The 20260-nt window shown below is 70.9% G+C and carries 14 protein-coding genes; 8 read left to right on the top strand and 6 right to left on the bottom strand.

Annotated elements, in window-relative coordinates:
- Positions 1 to 29: 29 nt before the first annotated feature.
- From JOD64_RS18905 to JOD64_RS18895, 3 genes are read left to right on the top strand one after another with little or no spacing between them, the layout of a single operon-like run.
- Positions 30 to 356 (top strand): hypothetical protein, encoded by a 327-nt coding sequence (locus JOD64_RS18905; RefSeq protein WP_204943429.1) that lies wholly within the window; start codon positions 30 to 32, stop codon positions 354 to 356.
- A gap of 37 nt (positions 357 to 393) precedes the next feature.
- Positions 394 to 1398: a hypothetical protein gene (locus tag JOD64_RS18900; RefSeq protein WP_204943428.1), complete on the top strand. Its 1005-nt coding sequence runs from the start codon at positions 394 to 396 to the stop codon at positions 1396 to 1398.
- Complete coding sequence (locus JOD64_RS18895) at positions 1395 to 2474, top strand: hypothetical protein (protein WP_204943427.1); 1080 nt, start codon at positions 1395 to 1397, stop codon at positions 2472 to 2474. The genes JOD64_RS18900 and JOD64_RS18895 overlap by 4 nt, the downstream gene beginning before the upstream one ends.
- 170 nt (positions 2475 to 2644) lie before the next feature.
- Here the strand turns inward: JOD64_RS18895 and JOD64_RS18890 are convergent, their stop codons facing one another.
- Together JOD64_RS18890 and JOD64_RS33515 are read right to left on the bottom strand one after the other, a co-directional pair.
- A complete protein-coding gene (locus tag JOD64_RS18890; protein WP_204943426.1) occupies positions 2645 to 3088 on the bottom strand; it encodes a hypothetical protein in 444 nt (147 codons plus the stop codon).
- Positions 3089 to 3559: 471 nt separating this feature from the next.
- A complete protein-coding gene (locus tag JOD64_RS33515; RefSeq protein WP_204943425.1) occupies positions 3560 to 3844 on the bottom strand; it encodes a Dyp-type peroxidase domain-containing protein in 285 nt (94 codons plus the stop codon).
- Between the two features lie 237 nt (positions 3845 to 4081).
- Between JOD64_RS33515 and JOD64_RS18880 the strand changes: the two genes are divergently transcribed.
- The 3 genes from JOD64_RS18880 to JOD64_RS18870 all read left to right on the top strand — a co-directional run bounded on the left by JOD64_RS18880 (position 4082) and on the right by JOD64_RS18870 (position 8130).
- The gene (locus JOD64_RS18880; RefSeq protein WP_204943424.1) at positions 4082 to 4624 is read left to right on the top strand and encodes a SigE family RNA polymerase sigma factor; all 543 of its coding nucleotides are present in this window, start codon (positions 4082 to 4084) and stop codon (positions 4622 to 4624) included.
- Positions 4617 to 5747, top strand: coding sequence for a hypothetical protein (locus JOD64_RS18875; protein ID WP_204943423.1), 1131 nt, complete (start codon positions 4617 to 4619; stop codon positions 5745 to 5747). Before JOD64_RS18880 ends, JOD64_RS18875 begins: the two co-directional genes overlap by 8 nt.
- Before the next feature lie 670 nt (positions 5748 to 6417).
- Positions 6418 to 8130, top strand: a complete 1713-nt coding sequence (locus JOD64_RS18870; protein ID WP_204943422.1) for an ATP-binding protein — start codon at positions 6418 to 6420, stop codon at positions 8128 to 8130.
- Between the two features lie 233 nt (positions 8131 to 8363).
- Here the strand turns inward: JOD64_RS18870 and JOD64_RS18865 are convergent, their stop codons facing one another.
- Positions 8364 to 9527: an acyl-CoA dehydrogenase family protein gene (locus JOD64_RS18865; protein ID WP_204943421.1), complete on the bottom strand. Its 1164-nt coding sequence runs from the start codon at positions 9525 to 9527 to the stop codon at positions 8364 to 8366.
- A gap of 248 nt (positions 9528 to 9775) precedes the next feature.
- Between JOD64_RS18865 and JOD64_RS18860 the strand changes: the two genes are divergently transcribed.
- Positions 9776 to 11203, top strand: a complete 1428-nt coding sequence (locus JOD64_RS18860; protein WP_204943420.1) for a UDP-glucose dehydrogenase family protein — start codon at positions 9776 to 9778, stop codon at positions 11201 to 11203.
- A 150-nt stretch (positions 11204 to 11353) separates the two neighbouring features.
- Positions 11354 to 16249, top strand: coding sequence for an SCO7613 C-terminal domain-containing membrane protein (locus tag JOD64_RS18855; RefSeq protein WP_204943419.1), 4896 nt, complete (start codon positions 11354 to 11356; stop codon positions 16247 to 16249).
- Positions 16250 to 16396: 147 nt separating this feature from the next.
- Here the strand turns inward: JOD64_RS18855 and purE are convergent, their stop codons facing one another.
- From purE to JOD64_RS18840, 3 genes are all read right to left on the bottom strand, one after another.
- Complete coding sequence (gene purE / locus JOD64_RS18850; RefSeq protein ID WP_204943418.1) at positions 16397 to 16888, bottom strand: 5-(carboxyamino)imidazole ribonucleotide mutase; 492 nt, start codon at positions 16886 to 16888, stop codon at positions 16397 to 16399.
- Positions 16889 to 16914: 26 nt separating this feature from the next.
- Complete coding sequence (locus JOD64_RS18845) at positions 16915 to 18090, bottom strand: 5-(carboxyamino)imidazole ribonucleotide synthase (RefSeq protein WP_204943417.1); 1176 nt, start codon at positions 18088 to 18090, stop codon at positions 16915 to 16917.
- A gap of 120 nt (positions 18091 to 18210) precedes the next feature.
- On the bottom strand, positions 18211 to 20247 hold the full coding sequence (locus tag JOD64_RS18840) for a thioredoxin domain-containing protein (protein WP_204943416.1): 2037 nt from the start codon (positions 20245 to 20247) through the stop codon (positions 18211 to 18213).
- Positions 20248 to 20260: the final 13 nt, after the last annotated feature.

Raw genomic sequence — 20260 nt, 5'->3', positions numbered from 1 at the left:
CGTACGTCCGACGCAGAGAGGGAATGCCGGTGGGTGACGGAGTCGTGGTGCCGACCGACAAGCTCACCAGCACCGCCGAGGTGCTAAAGGCACTGGGAACGAGCGCCGGTCAGATCGCGGACGGGCTACAGGACGCCGATCCACCCGACGTGCTGTGGGGTGCGCTCGGGCTGCTGATGAAGGGCTCGTACGACCAGAAGGCCGCGGAGACCCGTGACCACATCAGAAAGATCTCCGAGGCGCTGAACTCGCAGTGCGGCGCGATCCAGGAGACGGCGAACCGCTACTGCCAACTGGACGAGGCGCTCGAGCAGGCGTTCAAGCGCTTCCAGGAGAAACTGGGCGGCGGAAAGTGACCCGTACGCGGCGAGCCGGTGACGGTGGTGGGGTCTCGTGACCGACCTGGACGACAACGACGCCTACCTCAGCAACGACGGCGGCGACGACAGCCAGTACGCCGGCAATCTCGGCATCACCGACGCGGTCGACCTCGACCCGAAGTCGGTCCTGCCGTTCGGTGAGGCGACGGCGAACCTCTACACCGGTATCAGCGAGGGTGAGTGGTCGGACATCTACGCCGGGGCCGCCGACCTCGTCGGCAACGCGGTCTCGTTCGCGATCGATCCCCTGAACTGGCTCATCTCGGCCGGACTGACGTTTCTCATCGACTTCGTCCAGCCACTCGAGGACCTCTTGAGCCTCGTGACCGGCAACGCCGAGCGCATCGAGGCGTACGCGCAGAAGTGGCAGGAACTCGGCGCGGCGCTGGTGCCACTGGGCGCGGCGACCCTGCAGGCGGCCACCGACCAGCTCATCGAGTGGCAGGGCAAGGATGCCGACGCGGCGAAGGCCCTGTTGACCGAGTTCAGCGAAGCGATCAAGGCCACCGGTGGTGAGGCGGCTTCCATCGCCGGACTGCTGACGCTGTTCTCGAAGATCATGGCCGCCGCACAGCAGATCATCATCGGGATCATGGCCACCCTGATCGAATGGATGATCATCGAGTGGGTCGCCGCGATGGCCCTCGCCGCCCCGACGATGGGTGGATCGGTCGCCGCGGCGGGGGCGGCGACAGCGGTGCAGGCGACCGCCGCGACCTCGCGCGCGGTGCGGATCGTGGACCAGGTGATCACCCTGCTCAACAAGATCGGTGCCCTGCTCGGCAAGCTCCTGCCGGGGGCACTGAAGACGAACGTCGGGAGCAGCGTGATCGAGTTCTCCGCCGCGAGCGCCACCCTGTCGACCGGCGTCCGGATCGCCACCTCGGTCCTGGCGGACTGGCGGGGCTATGCCGGACCGTTCGTCAACGTCAGTACCGGCGGGATCAAGAACGAGCAGGCCGGCGACCCGCAGATGTCCGACACCGAGATCGACGAGGCACTGGACACCAACCGATGAACCGATGGGAAAGACTGCTACCGCCGACGCCGTTCCCGGGAGCATCCACCGTGGCCTGGCCGGTGGGGCAGCCCGCCCCCGGCCTGCCCGCCGGGAAGGCCGGGATATCCGTACGGATCCGGACCAGGACCACCGACCCGGCCAACTGGGTGTCGGCCAAGGCGGTCGGCGTCGACGACCAGCCGATGTGGCACGGCGTCGGTCGGATGGTGGTGGTGACCGACCCCGGCGAGCATCTCGTCGAGGTGCGGGGACGGTTGTCGGCGGAGACGGCGAGACGGGTACGTCTCCGGGCCGGGGAGATCGCCGAGCTGGAGTACTGGACGCCGGCCTCCTTCGGTGGCGCCGACGGGGTACTCGTGCCCGCCCCGGCACAGCGGCGGCTGGGATCGGGAGTATCCGGGATCGCTGCCGCCTTCCTGGCCCTGGCCTGCGTCGCGCTGGTCGCCGACGCGGCCGGCGTTCGGCCGAACGCGGCCCTTGTCGCCGCCCTGTTCGCGATCACGGCGGCGGCAACCGTGCTGATCATCCGGGCGAAACGCCGGGTCGACCGCCGGTACCGTGCCGAGGTGTCCCACGAGGTCGACGCGGACGCACGCACGGCGGAGACGGGAGCGTTCCTCGGCGACGGCACTCCCCCGCCCAGCCTCGCCGACGGCGGCCACGGCGTCCTCGTCGTCACCGCCACGGCCACCCGCGAGTACGTCTGGAACGGCACCCAGGTCGCGGCGAGACCATCGGTGGACCCGAACGCCTGGCTGCCGTGGCCGTCGCTGCTCATCGACGGAGCCGGGCGCCCGCTCTCCTGGCGCACCTGGTGTTACCGCCTCCCGCCGGGCCGACACGAGGTGACGGTGACGGCGAGGCCGCCGCTGGGCGGTGCGGGCGCGGTGGGCGTCCGACCCGCCACCGTGACCGTCGAGGTCGCCGCCGGCCAGGAGACCCGTCTCGACCTGCGGGTGAAGGCCAGGGTAGAGGTGCGTTCGGCGTCTCGCGACCGGAGTGCGCCCACGGAACTGACCGGCTTCGAGGCCGACGTCCGGATGACGGCCTCGGGTCCAGCGGCTGCCCGATAGCCGAGCTGCCCGATCCTTGCGCCGCCCGGTGGCCCCACCCCCACCGCCGGGGGCGCCGCCACCACCTGGGTCTCCAGACCCGGTCTGGCCACCCCTTTGTCATACCCGATCCCGGCGCACCGGACGCCACCGTTCGGCCGTCCGAACCCGTACCGCCCCGGCCCCCGAGGTCAGGTCAGGGCCCGGCGGGCAACGGTGGGCGGCTCGCGCCCCGCGAGCAGCCAGCCGCAGGCGGCCGCGATCAGTGGAAGGCCGAGAACCAGGACAAGAAGATGGACGACGGGTACGTGCCCCAGGGTGGCAAGACGGCCCCAGTACGCCCCGATCAGGCCGAGGTATGCGCCGATCGTCCCGAGCGTCGCACCGAGCAGGGCAGGAGCTCCAGCCGTGGCGGCGGTCGGCGACCGAAGGACTCCGCTGGTGGCGCCCGCCACGGCGATGTCCCTCGGGTCGGTCCCCCACTCATCGGTGACGGGTCGCCTGCCGCTGGCGTCCCGGAAGGAGTGCACCCGGTCGGCGCCGGCCTTCACCAGCACGGTCGCGGTCCGGGGCGGGTCCGGATGGTCCGGAGCGACCAGGGCGAACGCGTCGTGCAGGTCACTCGGGTTCTCCACCAGGCCCACCACCTACCGCCTACGACCGTCGAGATCCACCCGGTCACCGATCCCGATGCCGAGGGTCGCCGCGACCTCCGCCTTCACGGCCAGCTCGCCCGCGCAGGTCCGCGACCTTCTGATCATCGATTACCGGCCCGGCTCGGTGGGGGCCTAAACAATGCCGCTGAGCAGCTGTCTTGCCATGACGATCCGCTGCACCTGGTTCGTTCCTTCGTAGATCTGGGTGAACAACGGAGACGAGGGCACTGAGCTGGGAAAACTCGCCCCTGCGGCGCTTTCCCCAGGATTTCCCCAGAGCCCGCCCGCTGCCTCGTGCAGCCAATCAGCTCACCTTCGGTTAGCTCGCGTCGTCGCGACGACCAGCCATATGCGATGCCAGGTAGCACCAGGTCGAGGTTCAAGCCCAGACCTCCGCCGTACTCAGAAGTCGTAGCCTTTACGCAGCGTCAAGAGCACCTGACGGTCCCGTTACCTTGGAAGACCGACCCCCGTTTGGCCGGCAGGCACGAAGAAATAACCACCGCCGAAGGTCAGCACGTACTTGCCCAGCGCCTCGCTGGCGAGCCGCCGCTGGACGGCGACGAAGCCCCGGTCCAGGTCCGCCTGAAAGCTCGGCGGCGAGGGCTCACTGCCGCTGGGGCCCACTGCAGCCCGCGAGTGGGAGGTCGCGATCGCGACCGCACACGCCCGTTGCGCCGAGAACGAGCGCCTCGACGAGATCAGCCGTTCGGTCTTCGGCGAGCTGTGCGCCACCTACGTGGTCGAACACGAGACAGAGATCATCGCATACCGGGATCTCATTGTGACGGGCATCGACCGGGCGCAGCCGCAGTTGCAGGCGGGGTGACCGGTGAGTCGCGCGCCCGTCCGCGATGGCCGGTCCGAACTTCGGACCGGCGCCGAGGGTGCCGGATCATTCCGGCAGTCCTCCGACTCAACCTCGGGACGGGCGGACGGCGTTAATACGGGTAGGACGCAGAAGGAGGCAGGATGAGCGGTGCGGACAGGTACGCCGGGTTCCGCGAGTTCGCCCTCGCGCGCGGACCGACCCTCTCGCGGACCGCCTACCTGCTCGTCGGCGATCACCAGGAGGCACAGGACCTGCTTCAGGAGTCGCTGGCGAAGACGGCCCGGCACTGGCGTCGAGTGCAGACCGGCGGCCACCCGGAAGCCTACGTCCGCACGGTGATGCTCAATCAGCTTCGCTCCTGGCGCCGCCGGCGGCGACCTACCGAGGTGATCTCCGAGGCGGTTCCCGACGCGGCGTCCGGCGACGACCTCGCCGGCGACACCGCTACGCGGCTCACCGTGGCATGCGCACTCGCTACCCTGCCCGCGCGCCAGCGGGCGGCGCTATACCTGCGCTTTTACGAGGATCTATCGGAAGTGGAGACCGCCCGTCAACTCGGATGCAGCGTCGGCACTGTAAAGCGGCACGTCCACGACGCCCTGGTCCGCCTGCGACGGCACATTCCCTCAACTCCGCCCACCGCGTTCGAAGGCGTCCAGCCGTCGGAGGTTGACCATGTCTGACGCGTTCCGTCGTGTTTACCAAGATCTGGCCGAGCACGGCCGCAACTACGTCGATCCCGACCGGGCGATCGCCGTCGCTCGGCGCCGCCGGATGAACCTCACGGTCGGGGTGTCTGCCTGCGCCGGGGTCCTTGCGGTCGTGACGGCGGCGGGGGTGGTCATGCAACCGTACGGGGAGGTCGGACCGACCACGCCGGGGTCGACAGCCTCCGGCAGGCCGGCCGGCCTCGCACCGCTGGCGGTCGATTCGCTCGCCCCGGCGCCAGCACTGCCGTCGACGGGCGTCGGCCACGCCACTCTCGTCTACGCCACGTGCGCGGCCGGTTGCGCACCACGGCTCCTGCTCCCGGACGGCCAGCAGTTCACACTTCCGGTGGCCAGCCCGATCGGCGTGGCCCTGTCCCCCGACGGACGGTGGTTGGGGTATCCCAACGCAAGCCGGTACCTGGTACGCGACCTGAAAGGCGGGCAGGTCCTGTCGATCGAGCCGAAGTCCACGGCTGGTCGGGTCACCGGACGGGCCTGGTCGCCGGACTCGGGCTGGCTCCTCCTCGACGAATCCGCGTCGACAGAGGGCGGAGAGTTCGTCCTCGTCGGTCTGAGCTCCGGCACGCAGCGACGGATCCCGGGTTCACCAGCCGAGGTGATCGGGGTGAGGCGGGGAGGCGAACCGCTGTCTATCCCACGCCGGCGGGATCAGACGCGCCTGACCACGCTGACCGTCACCGCCGGCCTGACGGGCACATCGCCCCCGGTCACGGTCGAGGTCAGGGACCGGATCGGACCCGACGAAACGATCGACCGGTCCGGCATGTTGTATCCGAGCCGCGACGACAGCCGGCTACGGGTCGTCGTCACTACGATGGACGGTGATCGTCCTACTCGGGTGCTCGATGTCGACCTGAGCGGTCGGATCCACTCCGAGCAGCAGGTACCGATGGACTCCGGCCGCTGGTACGTCATCGGCTCGGACGGCGAGCGGATCTTTCTCGGCCGGCAGGTCAATCTGAGCTCGGACGGCCCTCGGACGATCGTGCTGTCGATGGACGGCCTTAATCTGCGTGAGGTGGCCACCCTCCCGCAGAACGCCATCGTGGTGATGCCCGGCGGACGCACCGGCTGACCCGACCTCGGCTGCGGTACCGCACCTGCGCGGCCGTGGCAAAGACCCGGACGACCCAACCGCCAACCCACCCGCCGCCACGATGTCCATACCGTCACCAGCAGCGACACCACGGACCTGAAGTCCAACAAGTAGAAATCGACGAATCCCCGACCACGCTGCGCAGGTTAAAGATCAAGCTCAGTCTCAGAAATCTGTGATCTGACGAAATCATCGGAACCCTCCGTGATTGAGATTGTTGACCTTGCGTTGGTCATGCTGTGTGGCGGCGACTCAGCGAAGCTCTGACCGAGATTGAAACCGGAGTCTGCTGCGCCATCGCCGCACGCGAAGAGAATCCTCTGAGCGTGCGGCGGTGGCGGCAGACCCTCGGGTGCATTTAGGCAAAAACCTGGCCGCGGAGTGCCTTAGCTCGCAGTCGAGGATCATCGGCACCGGTGTTCAGGTGCGTGTCGGCGGCGTGGCACGCTGATCCAACGCCCCCGCACCGGCCCCGCCCGGGAGCAGGCACGCGACTCGGCGACCTCACAGCAATCTGGGCATATCCCCACCCCGGGGTCCTGGAGTCAGGCGTCGATCACTCCGTGACCCTGGCCTGAACCTTGCCAAGCTTAACACCTACTTCACGCACCGCTTGCTAAGTGCGAAGTTCGGTGATGTCATAGCTGCTGTGATTGCTGACGACGTTATCGAGATGCTCGCTACTCTGCGTCGGATAGGCGGTGAGCCTTCGGGTGTCGAAGCGAAGCGGGCCGCCGAAGGGCTGCCGAAGTCCGTTCGCGAGACGCTCTCCGCCTTCGCGAACACCGAAGGCGGGACGGTCCTGCTCGGCGTCGACGAGCAGAGTGGGTTCACCCTCGTCGAGCTGACCGATCCCGCTGGACTCCGGAACGCTCTGGTGCAGATGTCACGAGACGACCTCACACCCGCACTGCGCATCAGCACCGAGATCGTCGAGGTCGACGGGCACCGACTGGTGGTCGCGGAGGTGCCGCCCACCCCGGCGGACCAGCGTCCGGTCTACGTCACCGCGCAAGGCATCTCCGGGGGCTCATATCTACGTGGGGGCGACGGCGACCGCCACATGACCCAGGCAGAGATCGCGATGGTCACGGCCGCCCGAACTCAACCGATGTACGACCGCGAACCCGTTGACGGGACCTCTGCGGACGACCTGGACGACGAGGCCGTGCGCCGCACGCTGCGGAGGATGCGGACCGGATACCCAAAGCTCGCCCAGTCCGACGACGCCACCGTCCTCTACCGGCTCGGCATAACGGCGGGGCCCGCAACCGAATCGTCGTTGACGCTCGCCGGGCTTCTGGCCTACGGGCAATTTCCGCAACAGCACTTCCCTCAACTGATGGTCTCGGTGGTCGTGCACGGCCCGGATCCGGCCTCCGGCGTAAGGTTCCTCGACAACCAGACAGTCCGGGGCTCCATCCCTGAAATGGTCGAGACCACCCTTTCGGTACTCCGCCGCAGCCTCTCAATCCGCGCAGTCATCAGCGATCACGGTGGACGCATGGATGAGGTCGAGTACCCGCTCGAAGCCGTCCGCGAGGCGGTCGTCAACGCCCTGCTGCACCGCGACTACAGCCCTGTGACGAGAGGCACCCAGGTGCAGGTTGAGCTGTTCCCCGACCGCCTTGTCGTCCGCAGCCCAGGTGGCCTCTACGGGGGCGTCGTCGTCGACGAACTGGGCGAGGAAGGCATCTCGTCGTCGCGCAATGCCGTCTTGGCGAGCCTCCTCGCAGACACTTACCTCCCGTCGTCGAACGAACTCGTCGCCGAAAACAGGTCTTCAGGCATCCCCGCGATGCTCGCTGTAGCGCGACGCCGGGGCCTGCCACGGCCGAACTTCAGGAGTTCCATCGCCAGCTTCGTGGTCACCATGGCCCGCTCCGAACTCCTCAATCCCGAAGTTCGCCGCTGGATCGCCGGGCTGCACGTGCACCTGCCCACACCCGCGCACGAGATCGCCCTCGCGATGCTGCGCGAGAACTACCTCACGAACGAGATGCTGCGGCAATGGGGCGTAGACCGCATCGCTGCCGGTCAGGTCCTGAGGGATCTCGTTGACCAAGGACTGGCCGTAAAGGAGGGCGGGCGGCGCTACGCACAGTACGTACTCGATCCCACAGCAGCCGGTCGGGCAAAGGAGCCTGACCTCTTCACCAGCCTCCTGCCTGACGTCAGCCAGGCGCTCAGGAACCGGGGAGAAGCGACAGCAGGAGAGCTCGTCGAACTCACCGGACTGTCACGCACCGCCGTCCTCAACCACCTACGCGCGCTGGTCGGGGCTGACACCGTCATCGCCGTCGGAGCAGCACGAAGCCCCAAACGACGATACCGATGGGTCGGCTCCCTCCCCAATCAATGAGCGGATGTCCACAGGGGATCCCAACCCCAGGATTTGCCCAGGATGCATTCGGCCGCAGTGCGGTCGAACGACAACCGGCGACCCGGCCGCTAGGTCTCTACCTGCGGAAACGCTCCGACCCGGGCATCGCCGGAGCGCATCCGTAGATTACTGACATCTCGGCGCCGCACCAACCACTCCGTCGGATAGAGACCCATCAACATCAGCGCTTTGACCTGCGCAAACGTAGCCTCTCAGCCCTTCAGGAGCTCCCGCGCCATGACGATCCGCTGCACCTGGTTCGTTCCTTCGTAGATCTGGGTGATCTTGGCGTCCCGCATCATCCGCTCGACCGGGTAGTCCCGCGTGTAGCCGTAACCGCCGAGCAACTGCACGGCGTCGGTGGTGATCTCCATGGCGGCGTCGGAGGCGAAGCACTTGGCCGCCGCACCGAAGTAGGTGAGATCCGCGTCGCCACGCTCGGACTTGCCAGCCGCGGCGTACGTGAGCTGCCGGGCCGCCTCCAGCTTCATGCCCATGTCGGCGAGCATGAACTGGACGCCCTGGAACTCGGCGACCGCCTTGCCGAACTGGCGGCGCTCCGCCACGTACCCCTTGGCGTAGTCGAGCGCGCCCTGCGCGATCCCGACGGCCTGCGCGGCGATGGTGACCCGGGTGTGGTCCAGGGTCTTCATCGCGGTGGCGAAGCCGGTGCCCTCCGCGCCGATGATCCGGTCGGCGGGGATCCGCACGTTGTCGAGGTAGACCTCGCGGGTCGGCGAGCCCTTGATGCCGAGCTTCTTCTCCGGCGCGCCGAAGCTCACGCCGGAATCGGACTTCTCAACCACGAACGCCGAGATGCCCCGGGAGCGGGCAGCCGGATCGGTGACGGCGAAGACGGTGTAGAACTCGGACACGCCGGCGTTGGTGATCCAGCGCTTCACCCCGTTGAGCACCCAGTGATCCCCGTCACGCACCGCCCGGGTCGTCATCGAGGCGGCGTCGCTGCCCGCCTCCGGCTCGGACAGGCAGTACGAGAACATGGCGTCACCGGCCGCGACCGGCGTCAGGTAACGGCGCTTGAGCTCCTCGGAACCGGACAACAGCAGCGGCATCGTGCCAAGTTTGTTCACCGCGGGGATCAGCGAGGAGGACGCGCAGGCACGGGCGACCTCCTCGATCACGATGGCGGTGGCCAGCGCGTCCGCGCCCGCGCCGCCGTACTCCTCGGGGATGTGCGGGGCGTGGAAGTCGGCCGCCCGCAGCGCGTCGTAGGACGCCTTGGGGAACTCTCCGGTCTCGTCGGCCTCGGCCGCGTTCGGGGCGACCTTCGCCGCGCAGACCTCACGCACCGCCTCCCGGATCGCCTCGTGCTCCTCCGGCAACCGGTAGACGTCGAACAACTCGCCTGCGGCCATGTTGGCCCCTCCCCTTCACCGCTATCATGCGCAGTCTGTGGCGACTCCTGACCGCCGACGGCGCAGACTGAAGACTAACGACTGCAGTTCAGGAGATGTTACCGGCGCGTAGGTATGGGCATGAGGGTCACCCACGCCGCTGGACAATGATGGTGGACAACAGTGAGCCACCCACCGGTGCCCCGCCCAGGCGCCGCAGCAGAATGCGACGCGACGACGCGCCGCCAGTGCGAGCGGAGAAGACAGGCGTGACGATCCCCTACCCCACCATCCAGCCGACCCCCGCCATCGCCGCGGTGACACCGCCCTCGGGCGCGCCGCGGCCGCGGGTGACGTTCCTGGGGACCGGCTACCTCGGTGCGACGTACGCCATCTGCTACGCCGAACTGGGCTACGAAGTGCTCGGTTTCGACGTCGACGCAGACAAGATCGCAATGCTGAACGCCGGTCAGGTGCCGATCCACGAGCCCGGCCTGGACGAGCTGCTCCGGCGCAACCTCGCCGCCGGCCGTCTGCGGTTCAGCACCGACATCGCCGAGACCGCCGACTTCGGCGACGTGCACTTCATCTGCGTCGGCACCCCCCAGCGGGCCGACGGGATGGGCGCCGACCTGTCGTACGTCGAGGCGTCGGTCACCAGCCTCGCGCAGCACCTGACCCGCAAGGCGCTCATCGTCGGCAAGTCCACCGTGCCGGTCGGCACCGCCGAGTGGGTGGAGCAACTGGTCGGCAAGCACACCCCCCACGACCTGGGCGTCGAGGTGGCGTGGAGCCCCGAGTTCCTCCAGGAGGGCTTCGCCGTCGACGACGTCCTGCGGCCCAACCGGATCGTGGTCGGCGTGAAGAGCGAGTGGGCCAACGGCATGCTCTACGCCGCGCACAAGGGCGTGTTCGACCTGGCCGCCACCGAGGACCGCGAGGTGCCCCTGGTCGTCACCGACTTCGCCACCGCCGAGCTGGTCAAGGTCGCCGCGAACGCCTTCCTCGCCACCAAGATCTCCTTCATCAACGCGATGGCCGAGGTCTGCGAGGCATCCGGCGGCGACGTCACCCAACTTGCCCGCGCGATCGGGTACGACCCGCGCATCGGCAACCGGTTCCTGCAGGCCGGCCTCGGCTTCGGCGGCGCCTGCCTACCCAAGGACATCCGGGCCTTCCAGGCCCGCGCCCAGGAGCTGGGCGCCGGCGAGGCGTTGCGCTTCCTGCACGAGGTCGACCTGATCAACCTGCGCCGTCGTACCCGGGTGCTCCAGCTCGCAGCAGACCTGCTCGGCCGCCGCTCCGGTCCGGCCGGCCCGGACTTCTCCGGCACCCGGATCGCCGTGCTCGGCGCCACCTTCAAACCCAACACCGACGACGTCCGCGACGCCCCGGCGCTCGCCGTCGCCGCACTGCTGCACAAGGCCGGCGCCGACGTGCACGTGTACGACCCGCAGGGCACCGAGAACGCCCGCCGCGCGGTCCCCGAGCTGACCTACGAGGCCGGCATCAACGAGGCGGTCACCGGCGCGGACCTGGTCTGCGTCCTCACCGAGTGGGCCGACTTCCGCAACGCCGACCCGGTCGCCCTGGGCGAGTTGGTCAACGGCCGCAAGGTGGTCGACGGCCGCAACTGCCTCGACTCGGCGCTCTGGACCCAGGCCGGCTGGGAGTACCGGGGTATGGGCCGCCCCTGACGCAACGACACACGCCGGCCGGCCATCGAGCGTCTCGGTGGCCGGCCGGTGTCGTCTGTTTGCCCCGGACCCGCCGACAAGAGTCGAAATCCGCGCCAGCTTTGGGCATGCTGCGACAGTGGGAGTCCACAGTGCGGGTGGAGGGGTGTCGTGGCGAACTTTCAATGCTCCTCGTGCGGTCGGGAGATCAAGCCGGCCGTCCACTGCCCGCACTGCGGGGCTGACCAGCCACAGTGGGTCGAGCACCTCGCGGACATCGAGCGTTCGATCGCGGAGATGAAGGCACGCGATGCCGCCATCGCCCGCGAGCAGCGGCAGATCGCCGCCAAGATGCAGGCCGCGCTCTTCCAGCGGGACATCCTCGCCCACGCCGGCGAGGAGCGACTCAAGCAGGCCACCCGGCCACGCCGGGTGCTACGCCGACGCCCCGGCCGGCGGCCCCCGACCGCCACCACCAGCGCGCCGCCCCGGGTGCCCCGCCAGGGCAACCCGCCCGCCCCGGAGGACCCGCCGCCGCCTCCGCCCCGGGCGACCTGGCTGGACGCGGACGACCCGGAACACCCCCCGGAGGCCTCGTCGCGCGAGGTGCAGAACATCCCCCTCGGGCTGGGCGCGCTGCTGCTCGGGGTGGCCGCGGTGGTCTTCGCCGCGGTGGCGACCAGCTCGATGGACGCGCTGGCCCGGCTCGGCATCCTGCTCCTGGCCACCGTGCTGATGCTGCTCGCCCCACCGGCGCTGGCCCGGCGCGGGCTCACCTCGACCGCCGAGACCATCGCCGCGGTCGGCCTGCTGCTGGTGCCGCTCGCCGGCAACGCCCTCTGGGCCGTGGAACGGATCGGCGCCGACGGCGCCTCCGCCACGGTCTTCGCCGGGGTGATCTTCGCGGTCACCGCCGGCGTCGCCCTCGCGTACGCCGGCTGGACGGGTCTGCGCGCACCCCGCTTCGCCACCGTGCTCGCCGCGCAGCCGGTGCTGCCACTGCTGGCGTACGACCGGATCACCGGACCGGGCGGCTGGGCGCTGGTGCTGGCCCTGGTCGCCCTCGTCGACCTCTGGCTGGCCCGCTCCGGCGTGGCCCTGGAGCGCCCCGTCCGGCAGGACCTGCCGCCGCCGGGCACCACCTCGGCACCCCGTCAGCGCGGCGCCGAGACCCGGCCCGAGGGCGACCCGGAGGAAGCCGCCGAGCTGATCGACGCCAGCGCGGGCTCCGTCGACACGCGACCGACCCGCCCGGTGCCCGGGCTGCGCGAGCTGACCTGGTTGCTGCACTCGGTGGCGGTCGCGGTCGCCCTGGCGTACGCGGTCACCGCCCTCCTCCGGGCGCAGACCGTGCCGATCGCGACCGGCGCCGGCGTGGTGCTGCTGCTGGCCGCCACGGTCGGGTTGGCCGGCGCACTGGTGCTGCGTCGCCCGCCGCTGCCCGACGTCGCGGCCGGCATCGTCACCCTGGCCGTGATCGGCGCGCTCAGCCGAATCGCCTCGGTGGCCTTCCCCGGTCGGGCGTTGCTGCTGATCGCGGCGGTCATCACGGTGACCGGGCTGGCGGTACGCGCGGTCCCCGAGGCGGCCCGCCGGGGCCCACAGATCGCCTCGGCGGTGGCGCTGACCGTCAGCGGTCTGGTGGTCGCCGGAGGCGCGCTACGCGCCGGGGTGGCACCGGTCCGGGCGGCACTGCCCGCCTGGGGTGCCGACCTCGACCGGTACCCGAGCGAGTTTGCCGCCGCGGTCGGGCCGACCACCTGGCAACTCGCGGGCGCCGCGTTCCTGCTCACCGTCGCGGCGGTGCTGGCCCTACCCCCGGAGATCCGTCGTGAATTCGCGGTCGCCGGCGCGGCGCTGACCGCGCTCGCGGTACCGGCCTCGCTCGGTCTCGGCTGGGCGGCAGCACCCTGGCCGATGGTGATCACGGCGATCGGCATCGGAGTCATCGGGCTCTCCGCCCGCACCGACCGAGCCGCGGTGGCGCACTCCGTCGGGGCGGCCGTGGTGGGCCTCTTCGGCGCCGGCGCCAGCCTGTCCCGTCCCACGCTCACCGCTGCGGTCCTGCTCACCCTGTTCGCCGCCGGCACGTTGGTCGCGCTGGCACCCCGGGTCCGGATCGCCTCGGCCGCCTCCGACACGGTCACCGCCTGGGCCGCCGGAGGCGCGGCGTTCGCGCTGCCCGGGGCGGTGGCCGCGTTCGTGGCCGCCAGCTTGCCGAAGGACCCGACCCCCACCCCGGCCAGCCTCCGGGAGGTGACCGTCCCGGTCCTGGCGGCCAGCTTCCTGGCGGTCTGCGTGACCCTCGGCTACGCCGCCGTCGTACAGGTCTCGCAGCGCCGCATCCCCGCCCCGCTGTCGGTCGGCACCGGGCTGGGCGCGTTACTGGTCACCGCCGCCGCGTTCGGCGCACCCGGAGCGACCGTGGCCGACGCCTGGGTGGGCGCGCTGCTGCTGGTCGCGGCGGTGCTGCTCTTCCTGGCCCCATCCATCGACGCCGGCCGTCGTGCCGACCTCTCCCTCGACGGCTCGGACCTGGCCGCCGCGGCGGTCACCACCGCCCTGATCGCCACGCTGGTGCGAATCGGGGCGGTGCTCGCCCCGGGCGGGCAGTTGGCGGTGGCCGCCGCCCTGGTCCTGATGGTCGCCGTGGGTGCCCGCAGCATGCCGGAGGAGTGGCGACGGGGGCCGATCCTCGGCCTCGCCATCGGCGGGCTCCTCATCGGCGTACTCGCCGGCTGGTCGGCGGTGCGCGGTGGGGTCGGCGTGCTGGCCACCCCCGGCCCGATCTGGAACGGCGACCTGAGCGGCTGGCCGGCCGCGCCGGTCGGCGGCGCCACCTGGCAGGCACCGGTGGCGCTGGCACTGTTGGCCCTCGCCGCCGGCATCCTGCTCCCCCCGCCCTGGCGGTGGGACGTGTCCGGCGTGGCGGTGGTGCTCGCCACGATCGGCGCACCGGCGGCGTTCGATCTGGCCTGGTGGTCGCCCGTCCTGGTCGGCGGAATGGTCGCCACCATGTACGGGATGGCCGCAGTCGCCACGGAGGAGGCGCGCGCCGGGCTGTCGCGGGCCACCGTGGCCGGGGTGGTCGCGCTGCACGCCGCCGGAGCCGGCCTGGTCCGGCCATGGACCACAGCACTGGCGCTGGGCAGCATCGCGCTGATCGGCGTGGTCGTGGCCATGCTGGCTCGCGTCCTGGCCCGCCCACGGGTGACCGACATCGAAACCGAGGGAATGCCACCGCACCTGGTGCAGATCGGTGGTGCGGCGATCGGCGCCGCGCTGCTGGCCCTCCCCGGTGCGGTGGCGGCGCTGGCCGCGGAATTCGAACACTCGGGGCAGGTGGTGTTGACCGCCGCCCTGGCCGCGTCCAGCCTCGGCCTGGCCGCCGTGGCCGCAGTCCGCCGGCAGGTGCCGCAATATCTGCCCTGGGTCAGCGCGGCGGTGGTCGGCGGAGCCACCATCAGCGCCCTCGCCGCCATCCCCACCGGCCTACCCGCAGGCGTCTACGCGGCCGCCGCGGCCCTGCTCGGTGTGCTGGCCGAGTTGATCCGCGCGGCCACCGTGCCGCCGACCGGGTCCGCTCAACCGGTCCGGCGCTGGGCGGTACGCCTCGACGGCGCGCTACGGCGACTACCGGACGACCCGGAACGACGGCGGTGGCGAGTCAACCCGGCTGCGGGTGCACTGGCCGCCGCGGCCCTTCCGACCGCCCTGGCACTCGCCTCGATCGCACCCGCGCTGGTCGCCGCACTAGTCGAGCCGCACCGCACACTGACCCGGATCTGGCAGGGCCCGCCGCCGGAACTGCTCACCCCGCCGCCAGATGTGGTCAACCCGACGCACGTGCTGACGGCGCTGCTGCTCACCGCGACCGCCGCGCTGGCCGCCACCGGGTTCAGCGGCGGGCGGCGCTCCCGGGCCGTGCCGGTGGTGTTGCCCGGGGCCGCCGTCACCCTGCTGATCGCACCCATCGCGTTGGGCCGGGGCTGGCCCGCCAGCACCGTCGCCGCGCTCTCGGTCTTCACCATCGCGATGCTCGGTCTCGCGCTGACCCCACCGCCACCGCTGGCCGAGCGGGCCCGCTCGCTACGGCTGGCCCGGGTGCTGGTGTTCGCCATCGGTCTGGCCAGCGGCAGCGCCGGGCTCTCCGGCAGCCTGGCCGACCGACAGTTGACCCTGTTCACCCTCGGCAGCGGTGTCGGGGTGGGCGCGGTGGCGGCACTGTTCGGCACCACCCAGCGGGCGCGCATCCTCGGATGGCTCTTCGCCTCACTCATGGCGCAGCTCTTCGTCCTCACCGCTGGCCTGGTCGCCGGGCTGGCCGCGGTCTGGTCCGCGTTCGGGGTGCTCGCGGTCGGGGCGGTCCTCCAGGTGCTCGCCGCGACCCTGCCCCGGCTGCGCCGTCCCGAGGCGCAGCGGGAGGCGTCCACCGTCGAATGGACCGGTCATGCCGCCGCGCTGATCGCGTTGGCCCTCGCCTTCGACTCGCCCCGACACATCGCCGCCCTGCTCGCCGCCTGGGGCGCGGTTCTCGGAGTGTCGGCGACCCGCCCCGGTCGCCGGCCGGTGGAACGCCGGATCCTGTTCTGGGCGGTGGTGATCTGCGAGATCACCGCATGGTGGATCCTGATGCGGGTCGCCGACGTGGCGCTGCCCGAGGCGTACACGCTGCCGTTCGCCGCGCTGGCCCTCCTCGTCGGCGTCCTGGAGCTGCGCCACCGACCGGACATGAGCAGTTGGGTGGCGTACGGGCCGGCACTGGTCACCGCCTTCGTACCGACGCTGGCCATCGTGCTGGCCACCGAGTCCAGCACGCTGCGGCAGATGCTGCTGCTCCTCGGCGCGGTCGCGGTGCTGATCTTCGGCTCGTCCAGCCGGCAGCAGGCACCGGTGATCGTCGGCGCGTCGGTCACCGCGATCACCGCGATCCACGCGTTGTTCAGCCTCGGCCCGTGGCTGGCGCTCATCCCGGTGGGCATCCTGCTGCTCGTGCTCGGCGCGAGCAATGAGCGCCGCCGCCGCGCCCAGGACCGCCTGCAGACCGCCCTACGCGGAATGAGATAAATCGGAGGGTCACGGCGGCCTGAGTGAGCGGGCGCGGTGAGTGGGCCGGGTTCGGCGCCTGGGTCGATCTTGCAGTTGTGGTGGGTGACAAAAACCCCAGGGTGCATTGTTACCGGCACCACAACTGCATGATCGACGTGGCTGGGGTCACGAGAGGGTTGCTTGGAGGGCGGCTTCCTTGGTGGCTACCAGCTTCTCCAGGTCCTGCTGGTAGGTCGACATCTTGGCGCGGAGGTTCTCGTCGGTGGCGCCGAGGATCCGCACGGCGAGCAGGCCCGCGTTGCGGGCGTTGCCGATCGAGACGGTGGCGACCGGAACCCCGGCCGGCATCTGCACGATGGACAGCAGCGAGTCCATGCCGTCGAGGTGCTTCAGCGGCACCGGCACCCCGATCACCGGCAGTGGTGTCACCGAGGCGACCATGCCCGGCAGCGCGGCAGCACCGCCGGCCCCGGCGATGATCACTTTCAGACCGCGGTCGGCGGCGTCGCGGCCGTACTCGATCATTGCGACCGGGGTCCGATGGGCCGAGATCACCCGCACCTCGTACGCCACGCCGAAGTCGTCCAACACCTCTGCGGCGGCCCGCATGGTCGGCCAGTCCGAGTCGCTGCCCATGATCAGCCCGACCGTGCTCACTGGGGTCTCCTTCTCGACCGTGGGGGTCACTCGTGCCCCTCGCGCAGCCACCGCGCGGCTCGTGCGGCCCGCGCGCGTACGTCGTCCAGGTCGTCGCCGAGCACCGTGACGTGCCCGATCTTCCGGCCGGGTCGCACCTGCTTGCCGTAGAGGTGCACCTTCGCACCCGGCTCGGCGGCGAAGAGGTGATGCAGCCGCTCGTCGATCGACATTCCGCCCGGCTCGCCGCCGAGCACGTTCGCCATCACCACCACCGGCGCGGTCAGCGAGGTGTCGCCCATCGGGTAGTCCAGTACTGCCCGCAGGTGCTGCTCGAACTGCGAGGTCCGGGAACCCTCGATGGTCCAGTGCCCGGAGTTGTGTGGGCGCATCGCCAGCTCGTTGACCACGATCGTGGGCCGGCCGGCATCGTCGCGCACCTCGAAGAGTTCCACGGCCAGCAGACCGATCACACCGAGCGCGGTGGCCAGGTCGATGGCGAGTTGCTGGGCGGAGACCGCCAACTCCTCGTCGAGGTCGGGCGCCGGGGCCAGCACCTCCACGTTGATGCCGTCCCGCTGCACCGTCTCGACAACCGGGTACGCGGCCACCTGACCGAACGGCGACCGGGCCACCTGTACGGCCAGCTCCCGGCGCAACGGCACCCGCTCCTCGACGATCAGCCGGGTGCCGCCGGCGAGCAGTGTGGCTGCCAGCTCGGTGGCCTGGGCGGCGTCATCGACCATCCAGACGCCCCGGCCGTCGTAGCCACCCCGCGCCGCCTTGAGCACCACCGGCCAGCCGACCTGCTCACCGAAGCCGACCAGGTCGGCGGGCTCGCCGACCGGCCGCCACGCCGGGTTGGGCGCACCCAGCTCGGTCAGGCGTTCCCGCATGACCTGCTTGTCCTGGGCGTGCAGCAGCGCGTCCGCCGGCGGGTACAGGGTCACCCCTTCCGCCGTCAGCGTGCGGATGTGCTCGTTGGGCACGTGCTCGTGGTCGAAGGTGACCACGTCGCAGCTCTTGGCGAAGGTTCGCAGGGCGGCCAGGTCGGTGTGATCGCCGTACTGGACGTCGGCAGCGACGAGCGCCGCACCGTCGTCGGGGGCGGTCGCGAGCACACGCAGTGACTGGCCGAGGGCGATCGCGGCCTGATGGGTCATCCGGGCCAACTGGCCGCCACCCACCATGCCGACAACAGGCAGTCCGGTACGGGAATCCATAGCGCGGCCAGCCTATCCGGGCCACCGGTGGGCCCCTCCGGAGGGCCGGCGACCAACCTCGGAAGCGCTGGAGGAACCACCCGACGGGCGGCGCGGCCACTACCGGGCGTGGCGGTGGGCTCAGCCGAGCTCGGCGACCAACTCCTCGACCGAGGTGACCGGCCGCTGGCAGACGAAACCCCGGCAGACGTACGCGGCGGACCGCCCGTCGACCAGCGGCCGGTCGGCGAGCAGCGGCACACCGGGCTGGTCCGGACTCCCGGCGACGACCACCGCCCCGGGCGGGGCATGCCGGCGGGCGGCGGCCACCAGGGGGTCGCCCGCCGGGTCGTCGGTCGCAACCGCGATCTCGTACGGCCCGGAGAGCAGCGCCTCGCCGACCATGGCCGAGTAGCCGGCGAACCGGGGATGCTGCCCGACGATCGGCGCGACGGTGGCGAGCGCCGCCTCGGCGGCCTCCCGGTAGCGCGTCTCCCCGGTCAGTGCCGCGTACGTCACCAGCCCGGCGATCAGCGCCGACCGGCCGGACGGGGTGGCGTTGTCGGTCGGGTCAGCCGGGCGGGCGACCAGCCGCTCCGCGTCGTCGGCGGTGTCGTAGAAGGCGCCACCGGGCGCGGCGAAGTGCGTCAACGCGGTGTCCAGCAGGCCACCGGCCAGCGTGAGCCACCGGCCCTCGCCGGTGAGCTGGTGCAGTGCGCAGAAGGCCTCGGCCACACAGCCGTAGTCCTCCAGGACGCCGGCCGGCTCGCCCACCCTGCCGTCCCGGGAGACCCGGCGCAGCCGGCCGTCCACCAGGTGCACGGTGGCCAGGTGCTCGGCGGCCTGGCGCATCGCACCGTCGGCGACGATGGTCACGCCGTCCATCAGGTTGGCATCCTCGTCCTGCGGGGACACGTACAGGGCTGCAACCTGCTGGAACTCGGCGATGGCGGTGATCGCCAGGCCGTTCCAGGCGGCCACCACCTTGTCGTCGAGGGCCGGCTGCGGGCGGGTGTCCCGGGCGGCGAGCAATCGCCCGACCACCTGCTGCCAGCGGGCACGGACCTCGGGGGCGGCGTCGTCGACGTCCCGGGCGAGCCGCAGCACGCTCATGCCCTTCTCGAAGGTGCCCTCGTCGGTCACCGTGAACAGGTCGGCGGCGAACCGGCCGTCCTCCTCACCCAGCGCCTCGACGAGTTGAGCTGGCGTCCAGGCGTAGGTGAGCCCCTCGACGCCCTCGGTGTCGGCATCCAGGGCGGAGGCGAACCCCGCCCCCGGCCGGTGCAGTTCGTCGGCGAGGAACCGGACGGTGTCCCGGGCCACCCGGCGGGCCAGTGGGTCACCGGTGAGCCGCCACAGCTGGGTGTAGACCCGCAGCAGCAAGGCGTTGTCGTAGAGCATCTTCTCGAAGTGCGGCACCGTCCAGTGCGCGTCCACCGAGTACCGGGCGAAGCCACCGGCGAGCTGGTCGTAGATGCCGCCCCGGGCCATCGCCTCGGCGGTGTGCCGGGTGATCTCCAGGCTGGTCGGGTCGCCGGTGCGCTGGTGGTGGCGCAGCAGGAAGAGCATGTTCATGTGCGGCGGGAACTTCGGGGCGCCCCCGAAACCGCCGTTCGTGGCGTCGTACTCGCTGGCCAGCTTGCCGGCCGCGGCGTCGAGCAGCGGGGCGTCCAGCGGGGTGGTGGCGCCACCCACGGCCTGCGCGCCACCGATCGCCTCGACCACCGCGGCGCCCTGGCGCACCACCGCCTCGCGCTGCTCCCGCCAGGCGGTGGTGACCGACTGGAGCAACTGGACGAAGTTGGGCCGCGGAAAGTAGGTGCCGCAGAAGAACGGGGTGCCGTCCGGGGTGGCGAAGACGGTCATCGGCCAGCCACCCTGGCCGGTCATCGCCTGGGTCGCGGTCATGTAGACCGCGTCCACGTCCGGGCGCTCCTCACGATCCACCTTGATCGACACGAAGTTGTCGTTCATCAGGGCGCCGACCTGCTCGTTCTCGAACGATTCGTGCGCCATCACGTGGCACCAGTGGCAGGCCGCGTAACCGACCGAGATGAGCACCGGGACGTCCCGCCGTTTCGCCTCGGCGAACGCCTCGTCGGACCAGGGCCACCAGTCGACCGGGTTGCCGGCGTGCTGGAGCAGGTACGGACTGGTGGCGTCGACGAGTCGGTTCACCCGACGACCATAG

Origin of the sequence: Micromonospora luteifusca (genome assembly GCF_016907275.1) — a bacterium.
GTDB lineage: Bacteria > Actinomycetota > Actinomycetes > Mycobacteriales > Micromonosporaceae > Micromonospora > Micromonospora luteifusca.
Note: the sequence above shows the minus strand (reverse complement) of the source record. Positions and strands in the feature narration are given on the sequence as shown.